10 protein-coding genes are annotated in these 17,082 nt (G+C 56.6%); 2 read left to right on the top strand and 8 right to left on the bottom strand.

What is annotated here, in order from left to right:
- Nucleotides 1-6: 6 nt before the first annotated feature.
- The 3 genes from ndhC to PG731_RS05095 all read right to left on the bottom strand — a co-directional run bounded on the left by ndhC (nucleotide 7) and on the right by PG731_RS05095 (nucleotide 2,649).
- Nucleotides 7-366, bottom strand: a complete 360-nt coding sequence (gene ndhC / locus PG731_RS05105; protein ID WP_006680798.1) for an NADH-quinone oxidoreductase subunit A — start codon at nucleotides 364-366, stop codon at nucleotides 7-9.
- A gap of 34 nt (nucleotides 367-400) precedes the next feature.
- Nucleotides 401-1,681, bottom strand: coding sequence for a geranylgeranyl reductase family protein (locus PG731_RS05100; protein WP_270772581.1), 1,281 nt, complete (start codon nucleotides 1,679-1,681; stop codon nucleotides 401-403).
- A 248-nt stretch (nucleotides 1,682-1,929) separates the two neighbouring features.
- On the bottom strand, nucleotides 1,930-2,649 hold the full coding sequence (locus PG731_RS05095; RefSeq protein ID WP_270772579.1) for a class I SAM-dependent methyltransferase: 720 nt from the start codon (nucleotides 2,647-2,649) through the stop codon (nucleotides 1,930-1,932).
- 189 nt (nucleotides 2,650-2,838) lie between these two features.
- Between PG731_RS05095 and PG731_RS05090 the strand changes: the two genes are divergently transcribed.
- Nucleotides 2,839-4,092, top strand: coding sequence for an isochorismate synthase (locus PG731_RS05090; protein WP_270772578.1), 1,254 nt, complete (start codon nucleotides 2,839-2,841; stop codon nucleotides 4,090-4,092).
- Nucleotides 4,093-4,893: 801 nt separating this feature from the next.
- Here PG731_RS05090 and PG731_RS05085 read toward each other — a convergent pair.
- From PG731_RS05085 to PG731_RS05070, 4 genes are all read right to left on the bottom strand, one after another.
- Nucleotides 4,894-9,189 carry an InlB B-repeat-containing protein gene (locus PG731_RS05085; RefSeq protein ID WP_270772577.1) on the bottom strand — a complete coding sequence of 1,432 codons (4,296 nt, stop codon included), beginning with the start codon at nucleotides 9,187-9,189 and terminating at the stop codon, nucleotides 4,894-4,896.
- A 631-nt stretch (nucleotides 9,190-9,820) separates the two neighbouring features.
- Entirely contained in the window at nucleotides 9,821-11,617 is a 1,797-nt protein-coding gene (locus PG731_RS05080) for a trypsin-like peptidase domain-containing protein (RefSeq protein ID WP_270772576.1), read from the bottom strand.
- A gap of 84 nt (nucleotides 11,618-11,701) precedes the next feature.
- Nucleotides 11,702-13,504: a 2-succinyl-5-enolpyruvyl-6-hydroxy-3-cyclohexene-1-carboxylic-acid synthase gene (gene menD, locus PG731_RS05075; protein WP_270772575.1), complete on the bottom strand. Its 1,803-nt coding sequence runs from the start codon at nucleotides 13,502-13,504 to the stop codon at nucleotides 11,702-11,704.
- The gene (locus PG731_RS05070; RefSeq protein ID WP_270772574.1) at nucleotides 13,404-14,480 is read right to left on the bottom strand and encodes an o-succinylbenzoate synthase; all 1,077 of its coding nucleotides are present in this window, start codon (nucleotides 14,478-14,480) and stop codon (nucleotides 13,404-13,406) included. The genes menD and PG731_RS05070 overlap by 101 nt, the downstream gene beginning before the upstream one ends.
- Before the next feature lie 154 nt (nucleotides 14,481-14,634).
- Here PG731_RS05070 and PG731_RS05065 point away from each other — a divergent pair, with 154 nt between their 5' ends.
- A complete protein-coding gene (locus PG731_RS05065; RefSeq protein ID WP_270772573.1) occupies nucleotides 14,635-15,615 on the top strand; it encodes a 1,4-dihydroxy-2-naphthoyl-CoA synthase in 981 nt (326 codons plus the stop codon).
- 171 nt (nucleotides 15,616-15,786) lie between these two features.
- Here PG731_RS05065 and PG731_RS05060 read toward each other — a convergent pair whose 3' ends face one another.
- Nucleotides 15,787-17,022 carry a L,D-transpeptidase family protein gene (locus PG731_RS05060; RefSeq protein WP_270772572.1) on the bottom strand — a complete coding sequence of 412 codons (1,236 nt, stop codon included), beginning with the start codon at nucleotides 17,020-17,022 and terminating at the stop codon, nucleotides 15,787-15,789.
- Nucleotides 17,023-17,082: the final 60 nt, after the last annotated feature.

The raw sequence follows: 17,082 nt of genomic DNA, 5'->3' as shown, positions 1-17,082 counted from the left end.
TGTCCCTCAGTAATCCAGGCCACCGCGTCGCCACTCGTACACGTATGGCACGGTGATGAGCGCGATGAACGTCAGCATTGCAATAAGCCCGAACAGGCCGAGCTGGCTGAAGCTCACTGCCCACGGGTACATGAAGACGACTTCAATGTCGAAGATGATGAACGTCATGGCGACCAGGTAGTAACGAACCGGGAAGCGACCTTCGTGAAGGTGCCCCGAGGTCGGTTCAATGCCACATTCGTAGTTGTCAGCTTTGGTCTTAGACTTCTTCGTCGGGCCGAGAATCGCCGATGCGCCAAGGCCACCAAGTGCCAGCACGAGTGCAGCCGCAGCCATAATCAGCAACGGAAAATAGGGATTCGTCATCGTTCCTCCCGGGGTTGAAAGAAGTGAAGGGCGTTCATACGGACGGCACCATCTTTGTCAACATTGTGATGAGGCGGTCATCAAAGTCGCCGCCCTTACGTTCATAGCCGTCAGAAAGTAGCTTGTGAACGAAAGTCATAAGTCGCGGAATTGGCAGGCCCTTGTTAGTGCAGAGCTGCATGATTCGCGGATTTTCAATGAGAGCCACGAAGACTCGGCCCAGCTGGTAGTAGCCACCGTATTCTTCGCGGAGAAGTTCGGGGTATTCACTCATGGCGCGGTCGATGCCTACCGACGTGGTGCGCGAGAAAGCTTGGGCGATGCAGGAGGCCGCGAAGCGACCCGCCTTCAGAGCCGGTGCGATACCTTCGCCATTAAACGGAGACACCAGGCCACCTGCGTCACCAACGAGTACGAGACCCGACACGTAGTGTGGCTTGCGGTTGAAGCTCATCGGGAGGGCAGCTGAGCGGAGCGGGCCGATCTGATTTTCAGGGGTGAATCCCCATTCCTCGGGCACGTTCGCGATCCACTGTTCGAAGACCTTCTTGTAGGGAAGTTGCGTCGCATTGGCTGTGGAGGCAACAGAGCCCAAACCAACGTTGACGATTCCGTCGCCCATGGGAAAGACCCAGCCGTAACCGGGGAGCAGGGCCGATTGCCCGGGCACGCCCGACCAGAGTTCCAGCTGGGATTCCATGTAGTCTTCGTTGCCACGAGGCGACTTGAAGTAGGCGCGCGCTGCAACACCCATGGGGCGCTTGGTCACCTTTTCGATGCCGAGAGAGGTAGCGAGCCTGGCAGAAACACCACCGCAGTCGACAACCATCTTGGCGCGCATTTCCAAGGCTTCGGCGTCTTTACCGCGCCCCTTCTTTGCCTTCACACCGCACACGCGACCCATTGGACTGGTCAGTGCGCCGGTGACGGTAATTCCCTCCATCAGACGGGCGCCCGCATGCACTGCATGCTGGATCAGATCGTGGTCCAGCTGCATGCGTGCGCGCGTCATCCCATAGCCCGGAAGCGACTTCTGATCAGGCCAGTCAAGGGAAATCGTGTGTCCTCCGCCGACGACGGTCAGCCCTCGGTTTCGGTTCCACGTGGAGATGTCCATGCCCATCGCGATCAATTCGTGGACGGCCGCGGGAGTCAGGCCGTCACCGCAAATCTTGTCGCGCGGAAACTCTGCTTTTTCAAGGACGAGGACGTCAATCCCTAGCTTTGCCAGGTGATATGCGGTGGAGGAACCCGCAGGTCCGGCACCGACGATAATGACGTCGGCATCCGTTACGCCAGTAAGGTCATTGACCACTGGTAGCCCTCCCAAAAAAGTGAGCGCAGCTGTACGGGCTGCGCAGATGTGCAAGTCGGAGCGGTGTGCACTGCACCGCGATCCGAATTGAAAGCGTAGCCTGTTGCGCCAACGAGTGCGCCCGTTCTTCAAGAAAGGCGGATTTTCGGGAAAAGTGAAATGCGAGCGTTAACAAAGATGCATTCAATTCGGAAAAAGAAGACGTACCTAATTCGGTACGCCTTCCTCCTCATTGATCTGTGGTGCCCTTAGGGCAACGGCTTCACAGCTCGGTGCAGTGCCGCGATTCCGCCAGTAAGGTTTCGATACTGGACATCGGTCCAGCCGTTCGCGGCGATCATTCGAGCAACATCTTGCTGATCCGGCCAATCACGAATCGACTCGATCAGATAGTCATAGGCAACATCATTCGACGACATTGCTTTTGCCATCACCGGCATCACGGTGGACTGGTAGAAGTTGTAGAGCCTACGGAAAACCGCGTTCGGCGGGGTTGAAAACTCGCAGACAACCAGGCGGCCTCGTGGACGAACAACTCGCGCCATCTCACGTAGCGCGCGAGCCGGATCTGGGATATTACGCAGACCCCACGAAATCGTCACCGCATCAAAGGACCCATCTTCGAACTGCAGGTCAAGCGCATTACCCTGGACGAACTCAATGTCGGGGTGACGCTGGCGACCAACCTCGATCATGCCTTCGGACAGGTCGCAAGCCACAACCTCCGCCCCGCCCTTCGCCAAGGCTGCCGACGAAGCGCCCGTGCCCGCAGCAAGATCAAGGATCCTCTCCCCCGGTGCCGGCTTAACCGCGTTGCGCAACGCGACCATCCACACGTGATCCATACCGCCTGTCATCAGCGCATCCATAAGGTCATAGCGCTCGGCAACACGGTCGAACATCGATGCGACGTCGGTGGTTGATTTCGTGAGGTCAGCGCGCAGTGCGCCCGAAGATTCATTCTCCATACCCCTATCTTCCCACGTCGGAGCCTCGTGTCATACCCGCGCCCATATCGCACGCTCGTTCACACTTCGCGCATCCCCGCTCCCACGCCTGCCCTCACCAGTAAAACACCCGCATTGATTCACCCACACACACCCCCACTCAGGTGAGGCGCGCACAACCCAGCAAAGTCGCGCGAGTAATATTGACCCATGCCCACCAAGCTTTCCGTTCCCACTTTGCGTGTGCGCGCAGCCTCACTTCAAGGCACCCGCTGGGAAAACACGCCACTGCTTGAACTGATCCCCGACGGCGTTTCACCTTTCGTGTGGTTCGGGTGGCGTCAATCAATGGTCGGCTGGGGCACCGCCGCCGAATGGTCCTCCAACACCCCGTCCGCTATTTCCGATTCGGCATCGTGGTGGGACCAGGTGCGCCGATCTGCAATCAGCGAGGCCGACCACACTGGCCTCAACCTTCCCCTTGCTTTTGGGTCCTACGGTTTCGTTTCCCCCTCTGTTTCATACCTGAGCGTCCCCGAATTCGTGATCGCGGCGACCAACAAGGAACGCTGGGCGGTTTCAATGTCCTGCTCGGATACTGCTCGCGATCCGCTTGAGGTGCTCGCCCAGCTCCGCCCCAGTTTTAAGGACAGCGAACTGACCGGGCCGGGCGGCCTCGTGACCGATACCGGCAGGATGACGCAAGCCGAATGGGCGTCCAGCGTCGAAGAACTCGCGAGGCGCCTCCAGGCTGGGGATGCCGCGAAGGCCGTCATGGCGCGCGACATGCTCGTACGGGCTGAAACCGCGATTGACCAGCGCTATCTTCTTGCTCGACTCAATAGGCTCTACCCGCAGACCTGGCGTTTCGCCGTCCATGACCTTGTGGGCGCCACTCCTGAAATGCTCGCGTCCGTGCACGTTTCTCAACTGCGTTCGCGAGTCTTGGCTGGAACTGCACCCGCCGGCCATGCCGACGAATTGCTCGCATCCGCGAAGGATCGTCGCGAACACACTTTGGCGGTTGATTCCGTTGTTTCGGCGCTCGCTCCCCTAGTATCTGAAGTCAACGCACCCGATGACCCCTTCATTTTGGAGCTCCCGAACGTCGTCCACTTTGCTTCCGACATTCACGCCACTTTGGCAGATTCGAACCTGTTGGATGCAGTCGCCGCTTTACATCCGACCGCAGCAGTCTGCGGGACACCACGCCTCGAGGCGCTTGAGCTGCTGAAAGTTCACGAACAAACCGCACGCGGACGCTATTCCGGACCAGTCGGTTGGATCGACGCCGACGGTGAGGGTGAATTCTGCATTGCCCTGCGGTGTGGCCTTGTTGAAGACGACGGGCATACACTGCGCATTTTTGCTGGTGGCGGGATTATGCCGGATTCTGATCCTGAGATTGAGCTTGCAGAAACGCGCCAGAAGATGGCGCCACTGCTGGAGGCACTCAGCTTGTGAGGGGCATCTCTGGCCGGCTGACTTTGTCGCTTGGCGGGTAGAGCGTCGCGTCAGATGCAACTGGCGCCAAGGTCAGGATCGTGACGTGGCACCAACTACACCCCACGCGACAAATCCGAGCTTTTAGACACACATCCGTCGCACCAGGTGCAACAGGTGCCAGGGTTAGGGTCGTGGCACGGCACCAACTACACCCAAGGCGACAAAAACACGACTTTCCGCGCGGAACCGTCGCGTCAGGTGCAACTGGCGCCAAGGCCAGAGCCCTAGCGCGACACCAACTACACCCCACGCGACAAAAACACGAGTTTCCAAGCAAAACCGTCGCACCAAGTGCAGTCGGGAACAAAAAAACCAGCCCGCACACGGCACCAACTACACCCAACGCGACAAATCCAAGCTTTTAGACACACATCCGTCGCGTCAGGTGCAACCGGTGCCTAGGTCAAGGTCCTGGCGGGGCACCAACCGCACCTCACGCGACAGATCCGACCTTTTAGACACACATCCGTCGCACCAGGTGCAACTGGTGCCAGGGTCAGGGTCGTGGCACGACACCAACTACACCCCACGCGACACAAACACGACTATCCAAGCAAAACCGTCGCACCAAGCGCAGTCGGGGCACTTGCAGCAGAAGAGAGACACCTAGACCGATCCAAAAACAACGGTCGATAGACAGTAAGGCCCTGGCTTCTAGGGGGACATACTGTGTCCGCAGAAGCCAGGGTCTTGTTCCGTCTGACAGACGCCTCAGCTATTGGTACAGCACGCTATACCGAATAACGCTCTGCCCGCCGATCAGTTGAACTCCTTGCGAGTACGTCGTTGGGATGCCACCATGGCGCCACCTGCAACAAGGAAAGCTAGCGACATGTACAAAGACAGCCCAAGGTGCGTAGCACCCGTCTTCGCGAGTTTTGCAGGCGATGGTGGCTTGACATCGATAACTGCAGGATCTTCCGTGACCTTCAAGGTGAGCTGAACTGCTGAGCTGTCAGTTCCCTCAAGGATCTTGTCGCGCCCGCCTTCCTTCTGGACAGAAACCCATTCCATCGAGAACGATGCCGAACGACCACCTTCAACTGCCGCCAACGCCTTCATGTATCCAGAAACCTCGCCGCTCACGGTGATGTTCTGGTCGAGCGGCGCGGTGTCTGGCACCTTGAAGCCAGCCATTGTCAGACTCAAGCTCGGCTTCGTATCATCATGAATTGCTTGACGCAAAGCCTTGTACGTCGGGTAGTCCCCCTTAAGCGTCATCAAAATAGTGACGACACCATCTGCATACGTCACATCCGAGATCTCAAAAGCATCCGTTCCGGTCAGCGCGTAGCTTGCCTTGTCCTTCGGCCAGACTGCTCGAAGTTCTTCAGGAACACTAATGCGAGTCGTGAATTCACTCTCGATCTGCTTCACCAACACTCGATCGAAGTGCTCCGCGGGCACGTTGTTGCTCTCTTCGATCTCTTCCATCTTCTTCTGAATCCCGCTGACATCAAGGTCTGCCGAGAAGTTCAATTCACTTCCACGCTTGGTCATGTGGATAGCTGAATTCTCGGTATCACCATTGACCAGAATGTCGGCGGGCAACAGCGCCTGCTCCGGAGTGATGACCGTGAAACGAATGGACTTATCCGAAGCATCGGCCATGCCATCCCTGCCATCAGACCACTGTTCCGCACTCCACAAGAAGTTGAATTCCTTAGCCGTTCCAGCTTCAGAGGTAGCTGTCGCTTCGAACGCGCCGGTGACTTCACCAAAGACCGTCAGTTGCTTACCAGCCGGAGCATCCGAATTAACCGTGACACCGGGGATAACCATCTTCATCCAGTGATCCTTCGCACCAGCATCCATAACAATCTTATTCAACTGTGCGTAGTTCGTGACGTCCTTATTCAGCGTCATCTTCACCGTAAGGGTTCGACCGTGAACTGATGTTTCCTCAACCTTGAAGCCTTCACCAAAGTCCAGAACTTGTGGCGTGACTTCTGCCGGAAGCGAGAGGCCTTCCGGAATAGTGAAGGTTGCTTCGAAGCCAAAGTTGCGAACCTGAATCCCAAGTTTCTCGTAATCAGCAACCCCAGGATAAAGAGCCTCGATTGCCTTCATTTGTTCTTTAATAGGCTCAACATTCAGTGCGCCTACAAAGTCGAGCGATTCCCCACGGCGCACCGGATAAGCAGCATGATGCTGAGTTTCTTCACCAACCAAAATATCGGCGGGCAGAATCCCCTGATACGGCTTCACTACGACGAGCGTGTACTCAATTGCCTTGACGTTGCTCGAGTTCGGATCCCTTGTCGGAAGATCTTGCACCGCATTCCAAGCAAACTTGAAACGCTTTGAGGTGCCACCGGGGCTTGTAGCAACTGCCGAGAATGAACCGGTAACCTTTCCGCTTAGCGTGAGCTTGTCACCGTTGGCAACCTTGTCACCATCGATACCCAAACCATTAACCGTCAGCGTTAAACCGCCATCAGCCATCGGGGTAACAGATTCTACAGCCGCCTTGAGTTTGGCGTAATCCGTCATTCCCGCTTTCAGGCTCAGGGTCACGGTGATGTCGCGATCGTCAACCTTCACGTCCGTGACCTCGAAAGCATCACCCAAACCTGCCGGAGTCACCTGAGGAGACTCAGGGATAGTGACGCCCTCCGGCATGGTCAACGTTGCAGTGAACGTCGATGCCGGAGAAGTCAAAGCAATCTGTGAAAGCTTCGAGTTTTCGCTGTTAGCACTTCGATCCATCATGACCGCAGAACGATCACTACCCGTGACCTCAGGGAACAACGATTCAATCATGTTCATCTGATCTTTGATGGAATCTGCGTTAATAACACCGGTCACGCTGAATGTGTCACCAACGCGAACAAATTGTTCCTTGGAGCTTTCGGCGGGGCTGACACCCCAGATATCTCCGGGGATTTCACCATCCTGCTGGATCTTTTCAACCTTCGGATCTTCTTTCCATCCGAGGTAGAAGGTCACATCTTCCGTGATTTGTGGGTTATCGCCTGGTGTATTGAAGAACCACAAACGCCGGTCCTTGAAGTTATAGCTCTTTCCACCGGTGGGGGTTGCATGCCAACTCGTCGTGTCGCCGAGTATCCATCCGTTCTTCTGAGCCTTTTGATCCGGCACAAGCGTGTTGTAGTCGAGCGCACCAAGAAGAGAGCGGAACTCGTCGCCGTATTCTGCCTTCTTCTTCAGTACTGCGACGTCGCCACCGTTGGGATCGGCAATAACCGTGAACACGTCCGGGTTCGTCTTGAAAACGGAATCGTCTGAGAAGCGACCGCCATTTGCAGAGAATGCAACCTGATACAGGTTGACGTCGTACTGCGCATACAAGTCGATGCTTGATGCACCCGTCACGGGAAGAGTCTCGCCCGGAGCAATCGGCTTGCCATGCCCTGCAGGATCCGTCGTCCAATGCTTGAACGTCTTTCCTGGAACAGCAAATGTTGAATCTTGAGCGCTGATCGAGTCAAAGTCCAGAACAGTCGCTGACTGAGCCGAGGGAGCAACGGCACTGACGAAGTTCGTGCCACCGTTGTTGTTGTGGTAGATCACCGACGCTGCATTCCACTTAGCGTAAACCTCAAGGTTCGTATCCACGACAGATGAAGCTTCAAACGAGTGTTCCACACCAGCGGCATCCCTATAGAACCAGCCGAGGAACTCGACTCCATTCGCGTCAGTCGGAGTACCGGGATCCACATTTCCAGCAATCGTGTCGAGGGCATACCCGCGAATTGTGGTAGCAGTCTTGGACTGTTGTGACCCGTCTGCGAATGAGGCGTTGGAGTTGTTCAATACGTAGGTAACCTTGGCGCTTGGTACCCACACGTGTTTGAGACCATCATCTGAGGCACGCTCGACGTTATAGGTGTACCTGTCACCGTTAATGTTCTTCGGATTCAACACGTTCGTGGAAGAATCCGCCAAGGTCAGCAGGCTCAGTCGCTCATTACCGTTCTCGGCACCGTTCGTCGGTGTGGTGACGTTATAGTTGTAGCTCGGATCATAAGCGATCTTGAACGAGCCACCGGTTACAACGTACTGCGCAGGAGGGTTCGCACCACCATTATCAGCTATTTTATCTACCGCAACAGTGTTGACAACGCTGTTGCCAACAAACTTAATGAACTGGCCTTCTGGTTGTGTTAGACCAACTCCGAATAGCGGGGTGTACCGCAGGTTTTCACCGACGAGAGTGGAGTTCGTAAACGTGGCCTTTGAATTCTGGTAGTTAATGTTGTAGCCACCTGCGGTGGAGTTTTTGAAGACCATCGTGGAGTCGGTGACTTCCATGGTTGAATCTTGGCCCTGAGAAATACGCGATCCGTCAGAGGTGAGCGTAGAGCCGTTGACGATTCGAAGCTGACCGAAAATTGCCATCGTCTGCTTGTACGCATGAGAACCAGTGGCTTTGTAAACATACAAGTCAGAGTTATTCAGATCGAGAGAATACGCGTCTTTTTCAGGATTCAGGTAGTACCAAACTCCGCGCGTGGTGAGCGACGCATTGCTCATCACAAGCGGAGCGTACTGCTCGCTCGTTTCATTCTTCGCTTGCACATTCACCGTGCAGTTGTTGAAGCTAGAACCTGTCCCATAGGTGAAAGCTCGCCCAGTGCTCTCCATGGCAGATACGGTCAGCGCCTCTCGCGACGAACCATTGAATGTGCCTTTCAGGTGAAAAGCAATCGCATTCCGATCAAGGATGTAGGTACCATCGTTGACTTCCGCACCAGAAGCAATATCAAGAGCAGTTGCAAAACCGCTCATCGTGAGCTTAGCGCCGTGAGAGGCACTCAGCTTTGCGCCGGAAGAAAGAATGATGCCGTTTTGGCCGTTTGAACCGGTAAAGGTGGCATCTGAGTACACGTCAAGGTGTGCACCACTTGGGATAGTGAGCGGAGTGCCGGTTGTGAATGTGCCTGCGATATGCAAAGTTCCGCCGTCACCAAGTGCATTTAAACCAGCTTTCAGCGATGCAAGTGGCGCATCCGCAGAAGTGCCGGCATTATCATCAGTGCCAGAATCAGCATTCACCCAGACGTCAGACAGAGACTTGTTAGCCGGCGCCATACGAGGAAGCCTCCGTGGCTGAGCTGTCTGATTTGAATCGGAGGGTGACGCTTGAGAAGGAAGCGATGACGAATCGGTTGGTTCAGTAGAGTCAGTCGACTGCTTGTCTTCCGTTGGAGCATTCTTAGAATCGCTCGAATTTGAAGCCGACGCTCCCGTCCCATTGTTCGATACATCTGCCTGGGATGACGAATCGGTCGGCGCAGTCTGAGACGCAGGAGCCTGCACCTTAGAAACCGCACTCTCTGAGCCTTCTATCTGTTCAGTAGCCCATGCGCTTGCTGGTACGCCTACTAGGACTACCGAGGCAGAGACGGCGAGCGCGAGTAGGCGCTCTACGCTACTCCCCCCCCCCCGCCTTCCGCGGAGATCGATAATTCCTCATCACTCACCTCTTATTCTTAGAAACGCCTGTGTTCTCAACGAAGAAAACTCCGGCTCACATATACAGTGGGACGCTTACATTATCTTCCTCGTCATCAAGAAAGCACCACCCCCCCCCGCACTCCCGCGAGACATGTCACATCTTTTTGGAGTAACTGTCCGCACCAAGCGCAACGAGACATGCAGATACACACAGGTGGGCCCACCCAAAGGGTGAGCCCACCGAGAGTTCGAATCAGCAGAGCTATCAGGACGCCTTGCCGAGCGTGACGGTCACATCCCGCTTCTCACCATTGCGGACATAGGTGATCGTTACTTCCTGACCGCTACGGTAGCGACGAATGTACCCGGTCAACTGCTTCGACGAGGACACCGGCTCTCCATCAACGGCGGTGATCACGTCCCCTGCCTGCAACCCGGCCTGAGCGGCGGCACCGCCACGCGTCAACTCCTCAACCGAGGCGCCCGCAACGTTAGAACCATCAACGGCAACAGCCTTCGTGGTCACCGAAACGCCCAGAACCGCATGGTCAACGGTGCCGGTTGCGATTAGCTGATCGGCCACGGAGGTCACCAAATCAACGGGGATAGCGAAGCCCAAGCCAATCGACCCGGCCTTGTCCGAGCTGGTGTTCGACGCAATCGACGAGTTGATTCCGATCACCCGACCGGTCGCATCAAACAGCGGGCCACCGGAATTACCAGGGTTAATGGATGCATCAACTTGGATAGCGTTGGTGATCTGAGTATCCGTGGAGGCCTGAGCCCGAGCCTGATTTTCTTCTTGTCCGCCACCAAAACCAGGCAGTTGACCGAAGGGATCGTTCGGGTCAGCCTCTTGAGAGTCTTCTTTGCTTCTCGAAACTTCAACTGGCCTGTTCAGAGCGGAAATGATACCGGTGGTTGCAGTGTTTGACAGGCCCAGTGGAGCGCCCACGGCCATGACTTCCTGGCCGACTGCCAAGTCTGACGACGAACCGAAGGCAGCGACCGTCAGGTCGGAAGGAGCATTTTCCAGGCGAATAACCGCAAGGTCAGTTGTCGGGTCAGTTCCGACGACTGTCGCGTTATACAAGCGACCATCACTGAGAGTCACCTGGATCGTCGCATCGGCACCGGTCGCACCTGAAACGACGTGGTAGTTCGTGACAATGTCGCCTTGAGCGTTGTAGATGACGCCGGATCCAACACCGGAGGACGAGCTGGACTGCACTGAAATCGTGACAACCGCGGGTTGGACAGCTGCCGCAACCGCCTGCCAGTCAGGGTCTTCACCGCTGGTACTAACAGGCTGAACGGTTGACGCGCTTGTCGCCGTGTTTGCTGACGAATCGGTTTCGCTTGCCTTTCCGTGGCTGGCATTGAGCATCGCGAAGGCTCCCGACAGGGACACGGCAGCGGTAGCCACCATGCCAAGGATCATTGCAAGCCAGCTAGGACCGCGACGCTTCGGACTCTGCGTTGCAACAGGTGCCGTCGGCGTATTTGTCGGTGCACTCAAAGGTGAGGGGTAGGCGTGAGTCTGCGCCGTCGGCCCATTCCCGCCCGCGTACGAGGCTCCCTGCGAACGCGATCCTGGCTGATTCGGCTGGTGAAAGCCTGCTGATTGAGTGGCCCTCGCGCCCTGGTAAGCCTGAGAGCTCGACGGCTGGTAGGGCTGGCCACTCGTTGCAGATCGGTAGGTGCCACCGGAGGTCATGCCGGAGTACGCAGAACCTGTTCCGTATGACCCCTGCTGTTGCGCGGAAGCCGAACCGGTCGCGCTCGCCTGCTGAGCGGGTGAAGCTGGACGCGCAAACCTTGCGTGAGGCAACGACTCTGTCGGCCTAGTTGGAAACGACTCTGTTGGCGTGGTTGAACCAGAGACTTGAGCGGGACGCCCCGCCCAGCGGGAGAGCGGAGTCGATTCCGACGTCCCCGAAGCGCCCGCGTCACTGGCCTGCGTTTGGACACGTGGTGCTGACTTAGCTGTGGGGGTAGTTTCTGCCTTCGTCGGTTCTGATGACAAGGCGCGCTGTTCGCCATTGTTGGGTGAGTCGCTCATTGCGGATCCTTCATTAGCTAGCGTGTTAAAACTGAGTGCTTCTCGGAAGCTGATGACATTAGTGTGCACCCGCTTCTTGCCGACTCACTGAATCTTTCCTGTACGTTTCCTGTGGTACTCAATCTGATCCGCCAGCTTCCTCACATCAGCAATTTGCGCAGGTCGAGCACATTTCACATGACAAATCCGGATCCCGTGTACGTCGGAATCAAGCTCGCGCATCACGTCCTGACGCGTCATACATTCCACATAATCCACGCCGTAGGCGTGAGCCAAATGCTCAAGAGACTGCGGTTGAGCAGTCGCAAACCATCTCTCGAACGTCGGAGCGTTTTCTGGGCGACCGTGTTCAAGGGTGGAGAAAATTGACCCGCCGCCATCGTCAGCAACAAAGATCAACAAATCGGGGGCGACCTCGTCCGCTGGGATAGCCAACGCACCCGCATCGTGGAAGAATGTCAGATCCCCCATCAGCGCAACAGTCGGCTCTTCGCGAACACATGCCAGACCAATCGCAGAAGCAATCGTGCCATCAATTCCCGCAAGCCCCCGGTGAGAAACAACGGAGCGCCCATGCCCGTCAACACCAACCAGGTCAAGCGCACGGATCGAGTTAGATGCTCCCACCATCAGCGGACGCGAATCGTGACTCCACACCAAGTCAGCAAGAACAAGCACAGACATCGGGGATTCATCAAGAATCGTGCGAATCTGCTGGGAGACTCTTCGCCCAGCTTCCTTCCACTGCTCCAGCCACGCGTCGTCCGTTGAAATCTGGCGTGGCGGAGCAAGCGACGCCACCACTTCACTGGCACGCCCCTGAACATCAACCCACTCATCATGCGGGTCGACAACAATCAAACGAATGTCATTGCGCCCAAGTAACGCAGACACGGGACGCGACAGGGTCGGACGGCCGGTAACGATCACCTGTTGAATCTGATCTGCTAAGGGCGAGGCAAGGAGCACCTGCTGGTGAGCAATTCGATTCGGATCGCACGCAAGAACACTGGTCGGTTCAGCAAAAATCGGGATCTTCGCATAATCCGCCCAGGCTTGCCCACTCTGGTCATCGCCATCGCCCGCCACGATCACAGTTCGCAGTGACGAATCAACGACCTCTTCCCACGCCTGACCGAGACGACGAGGCCGGTAGATCGACGGCGATGAAACCTTGGCAAGAGACAAAGGCTCAAGTGTCACTGAACCTGACTGAGGTGTCAGCGGATCACGAAACGCAACATTGATGTGAACGGGACCCGCAACACCTGACGGTCTACCACATGCGCGATGCACGGCTCGAGCCACTCGCGAGTCAACGCGCTGATCGGGCTTGGTATCCGCTGGCAAATCAAGGACAGTTGGAGCGTGCGGACCGAAAATGCCGTACTGAATCGTGGTTTGGGATGCTCCAACACCGCGCATTTCATCTGGACGATCCGCGCTGAGAACGATCAGAGGCCGGTGAGCGTGAGCGGCCTCGGCGACCGACGCATGTAACTCAGCCACCGCCCCGCCCGAAGTCGTCACAATCGCAACCGGCGACAGGTCCTCGACGTCTTGGCAGGTAGGCTCGCTTGCCCATCTTCTGGTCAAGCCGAGTGCGAGGAATCCAGCTGAGCGCTCATCAAGACGAATATGGGCGCGGACAAGGCCGCCCCGCACTGCTGAGTCAAGAGCGTAGGCAAGGGGCGCGCTACGAGACCCAGGGCAGTACACGATGTCATTGACACCCGCAGCAATCAGCGCACCGACAATGCGCTGGGCAAGAACAATTGACTGGGATTCAGGCATGATGTCCTCCAGCGACAGATTCGAGATGCGCACACATGAGGTCAAGACGGTGAAGCCACCGGTCACGTATTTCAGCGTCAACGGGGCGGGCATCAACCAGACTCTGATCTGGTTCAACGTCGCGCACCGGCAAAAAGCCGTCAACAGGAAGCAGGCTTTGAGAAACAACGTCACAAGCCAAGAAATGCGATGTCGCCAATCCGCACGCGCGTACCGTTCCTGGCAGAAGCGAAGCAGCCCGCACACCGACTCCCAGGCCAACGCTGGATTCCAAGGCGGACGAAACCACTAGGTCCAAGCCGGTTTGCTCACCAATCTGTAGGGCTCGTTCAATTCCACCAAGCGGAGCAATTTTAATGATCGCAACATCCGCGGCCTGAGCGCGCGCAACTGCCTGAGGATCTTCCGCCCTGCGAATTGATTCGTCTGCAGCAATGGGCACATCAATTGAACGACGCAAGGTTGCCAAATCTTCGACGCTGGCACACGGCTGTTCTGCGTATTCAAGACCGCCCACCTGCATTGCTGCACGGTCTAGCTGAGGAACGGCTTTTCGCGCGTAGTCCACATCCCATGCGGCATTCACATCGACTCGAATACGACCGTGTTCGGCTCCGACCGTATCAACAAGCGCCTGAGCAACGGCTTCGACTCGAGCAATATCTTCGCTCAGTTCAGTATTGGGATCCGCAACTTTCACCTTCGCTGTAGCGCAACCACCCGAACTGATGACTCTCTGGTAGGCATCGGATGCGCAGACAACCGGAATCGTGACATTCACGGGAACGCGATCTCGCAGTGAAGTTCTGCGCGGTCCAGTCGCCACCGAATGGGCGCCAGCCAGCCAGGTTGAGGATTCAACCGGGTCATAATCCCAAAATGGCGCTGCTTCTGCCCAGCCGGACGGCCCGTGTAATAGCAGTCCTTCCCTGCTGGTCACGCGCCTAAAACGCACGTTCATCGGCAGATGGTGAAGAAGCAGATCATCGACGCCATCAAGAACGCGACGAACATGGCTCGGCAAAGATGCCATATCAATGCGCGTCAGTTCGCCATGGGATTCGCTCATACTTCCATTGTGCCCGAATTGGCGTCTCAACAAACTGTGAGGACGCCCAGTTGTAGATTGTCGTTATTCACAGGGGACACCTGTGGATAACTGGTTTCCACAAGGAGTCCCAGCCTCGTGAGCTTCACGGAAGGCAAGACGCTAGGCTGGTTGCATGAGCGCACTGCCTTTCATCTCCGATACTTTCGACCCTGCCCGCTGGCGCGAGGTCGAAGGATTCACGCTGACCGACATGACATACCATCGCGGTATTTCGCGTGGCGAAACCGAAGACGACCGCCCCAAGGGCACCGACATGCCCGTCGTTCGAATTGCATTTGACCGCCCCGACATTAGAAACGCCTTCCGCCCCCACACCGTTGATGAGCTCTATCGTTGCCTCGACCACGCACGGATGACGGGCGATGTCGCTGCGGTGATCCTGACCGGCAATGGCCCCAGCTCCAAGGACGGTGGCTATTCCTTCTGTTCGGGCGGAGACCAACGCGTGCGGGGCAACGACGGCTACCGATACGAAGTGGACGGAGCCGACTCTCAAGCCGACACTTTAGTTCGTCGCGAGCAAGTAGATCCTGCTCAGGCTGGACGCCTGCATATTCTTGAAGTTCAGCGTTTGATTCGTACCATGCCGAAAGTTGTCATCGCGGCAGTTCCTGGGTGGGCTGCCGGTGGCGGGCATTCTCTGAACGTGGTCTGTGACCTGTCCGTCGCGTCGAAAGAGCACGCTGCGTTCATGCAGACTGACGCGAATGTTGGGTCCTTTGACGCCGGATATGGGTCAGCTCTGCTGGCCCGCCAGGTCGGCGACAAAAGGGCACGCGAGATCTTCTTCCTCGCTAAGCGCTATGACGGCGATACTGCTGAAAAGTGGGGCGTCGTCAATGCGTCGGTTCCCCATGCGCAACTGGAGGAACGCGCGCTCGAGTGGGCTGCCACAATCGCTACCAAGAGCCCCCAGGCAGTCCGCATGCTCAAGTTCGCCTTCAATTTGGCAGATGATGGAATGGCAGGCCAGCAGGTGTTCGCGGGCGAGGCCACACGCATGGCGTATATGACTGCGGAAGCACAAGAGGGACGCGATGCATTCTTAGAGCATCGTCAGCCCGATTGGAGCGGGCACCCGTACTACTTCTAAACCGAGGAAGCCAGAACGCAGTGAAGGCTCAGCGACATACAACCGCTGAGCCTTCACTATAAAAACGTGCGGACAGACCTTGGTTGAAGCCCGTAGGTAAAAGCCTATAGCGGGCCCCGTAAAAGCCTTGGTAAAAGCCCGTAGCGAGCCCCGTAAAATCCTGGGCATACCTCAGTAGTGGGAAACCACCGTGGTGCCGTAGTCGGACCAGTCGTAGATGAACTTGGCCGCTTCAACCGGCATGTTCACACAACCGTGCGAGCCACCGGGACCGGACCAACCAAAAGATGAACGCCATGGTGCACCGTGGAACGCGTAGCTACCGGTGAAGTAGGTAACCCACGGGACGTTCGGAGTTTCGTACTTGGAACCGTCAACGTTTTCGCCACGCATTGTCTGCTTCGCGTACTTCAAGTAGACGTGATAGGTGCCGGTGACAGTCGGGGTCGCGGGGGCGCCGGGAACCATGTAGTAGGGGCCGCCAACGACCGTGCCACCCTCATATGCAATGACGGTGCTTTCGCTGAGGTTGACGTCGATCCACTTTTCACCGTCGAGCGCCTGGTAGACCAGGTTTTCTGCGCCTTCAGCGACCTGACGGCTCTCGTAGGTGGGTTGAACCTCATCATAGGTAAATTCGCCACTGTACGCGGTCTGGGCATTGACAGATTCAACCAGTGCCTGAGCGATCGCATCGACATTGTTGACGCTCTTGCCAGGCTGGCCTTCCTTGAAGACAGTCAGAACCTGACCCGCAGAGTTCACATTGTTCACGCCGTTCACAACGGCGGTGTTTGATGCTTCAGCGGTTGCCTGAACCCACGCGGTGGCCTTTTCAAGGTTAACCGAAGGAGCCTTCAGCGAGCCGTCTTCGTTTGTGGTGACTTCAATCCACGATGCTTTTTCTGCCGGTGTTGCGGTCACGGTTTCTGTTCCGGTGTTGATCGAAACGTCAACGGCGACCAGAGCATTTGCTTCAGTGGCTTTCTCGGCAGCGTCTTCGGTTGTCGCCTTAGGCTCACGCTGAACCGGAGAAAGAGTAACGGATCCGGAGGTCAAGGTACTCGCCTGCGCCAGCACGCCGTCCTTCACGGTCTGTGTATCGATCAGCGCACCAGCAACAGCTTCGGTGCCTTCGAAAGTTACACCGTCGCCGCCAAGGACAACAGTGCCTTCCTTGGCGACAGTGCCGGTCGATTCAGCCAGCGTGGTCGCGAACTCGGACAGGATCACGTCGTCGGTGACCAGAACCGGAGCAACGTCCTTCTTGACGAACAGAGCCTTCATTTTAGTGAAGAAATTCTTGTTGCCTTCGAACGCTTCGTCGACGGTCTTGTCAACGTCAACGCTAACGCCAGCATCGGCAAGAGTCGTCTGCGAGGTCGCACCGTCAACGTCGAACGTCACGGTGGTGTCCTCAACGGGTTAATAGACAAAAATCGTTGCTTAAGATCGGTGTTTTCAGTG

The organism is Pauljensenia sp. OF14-1SRA, assembly GCF_027694595.1.
GTDB lineage: Bacteria > Actinomycetota > Actinomycetes > Actinomycetales > Actinomycetaceae > Pauljensenia > Pauljensenia turicensis_B.
This window is presented reverse-complemented; position numbering and strand designations above follow the sequence as displayed.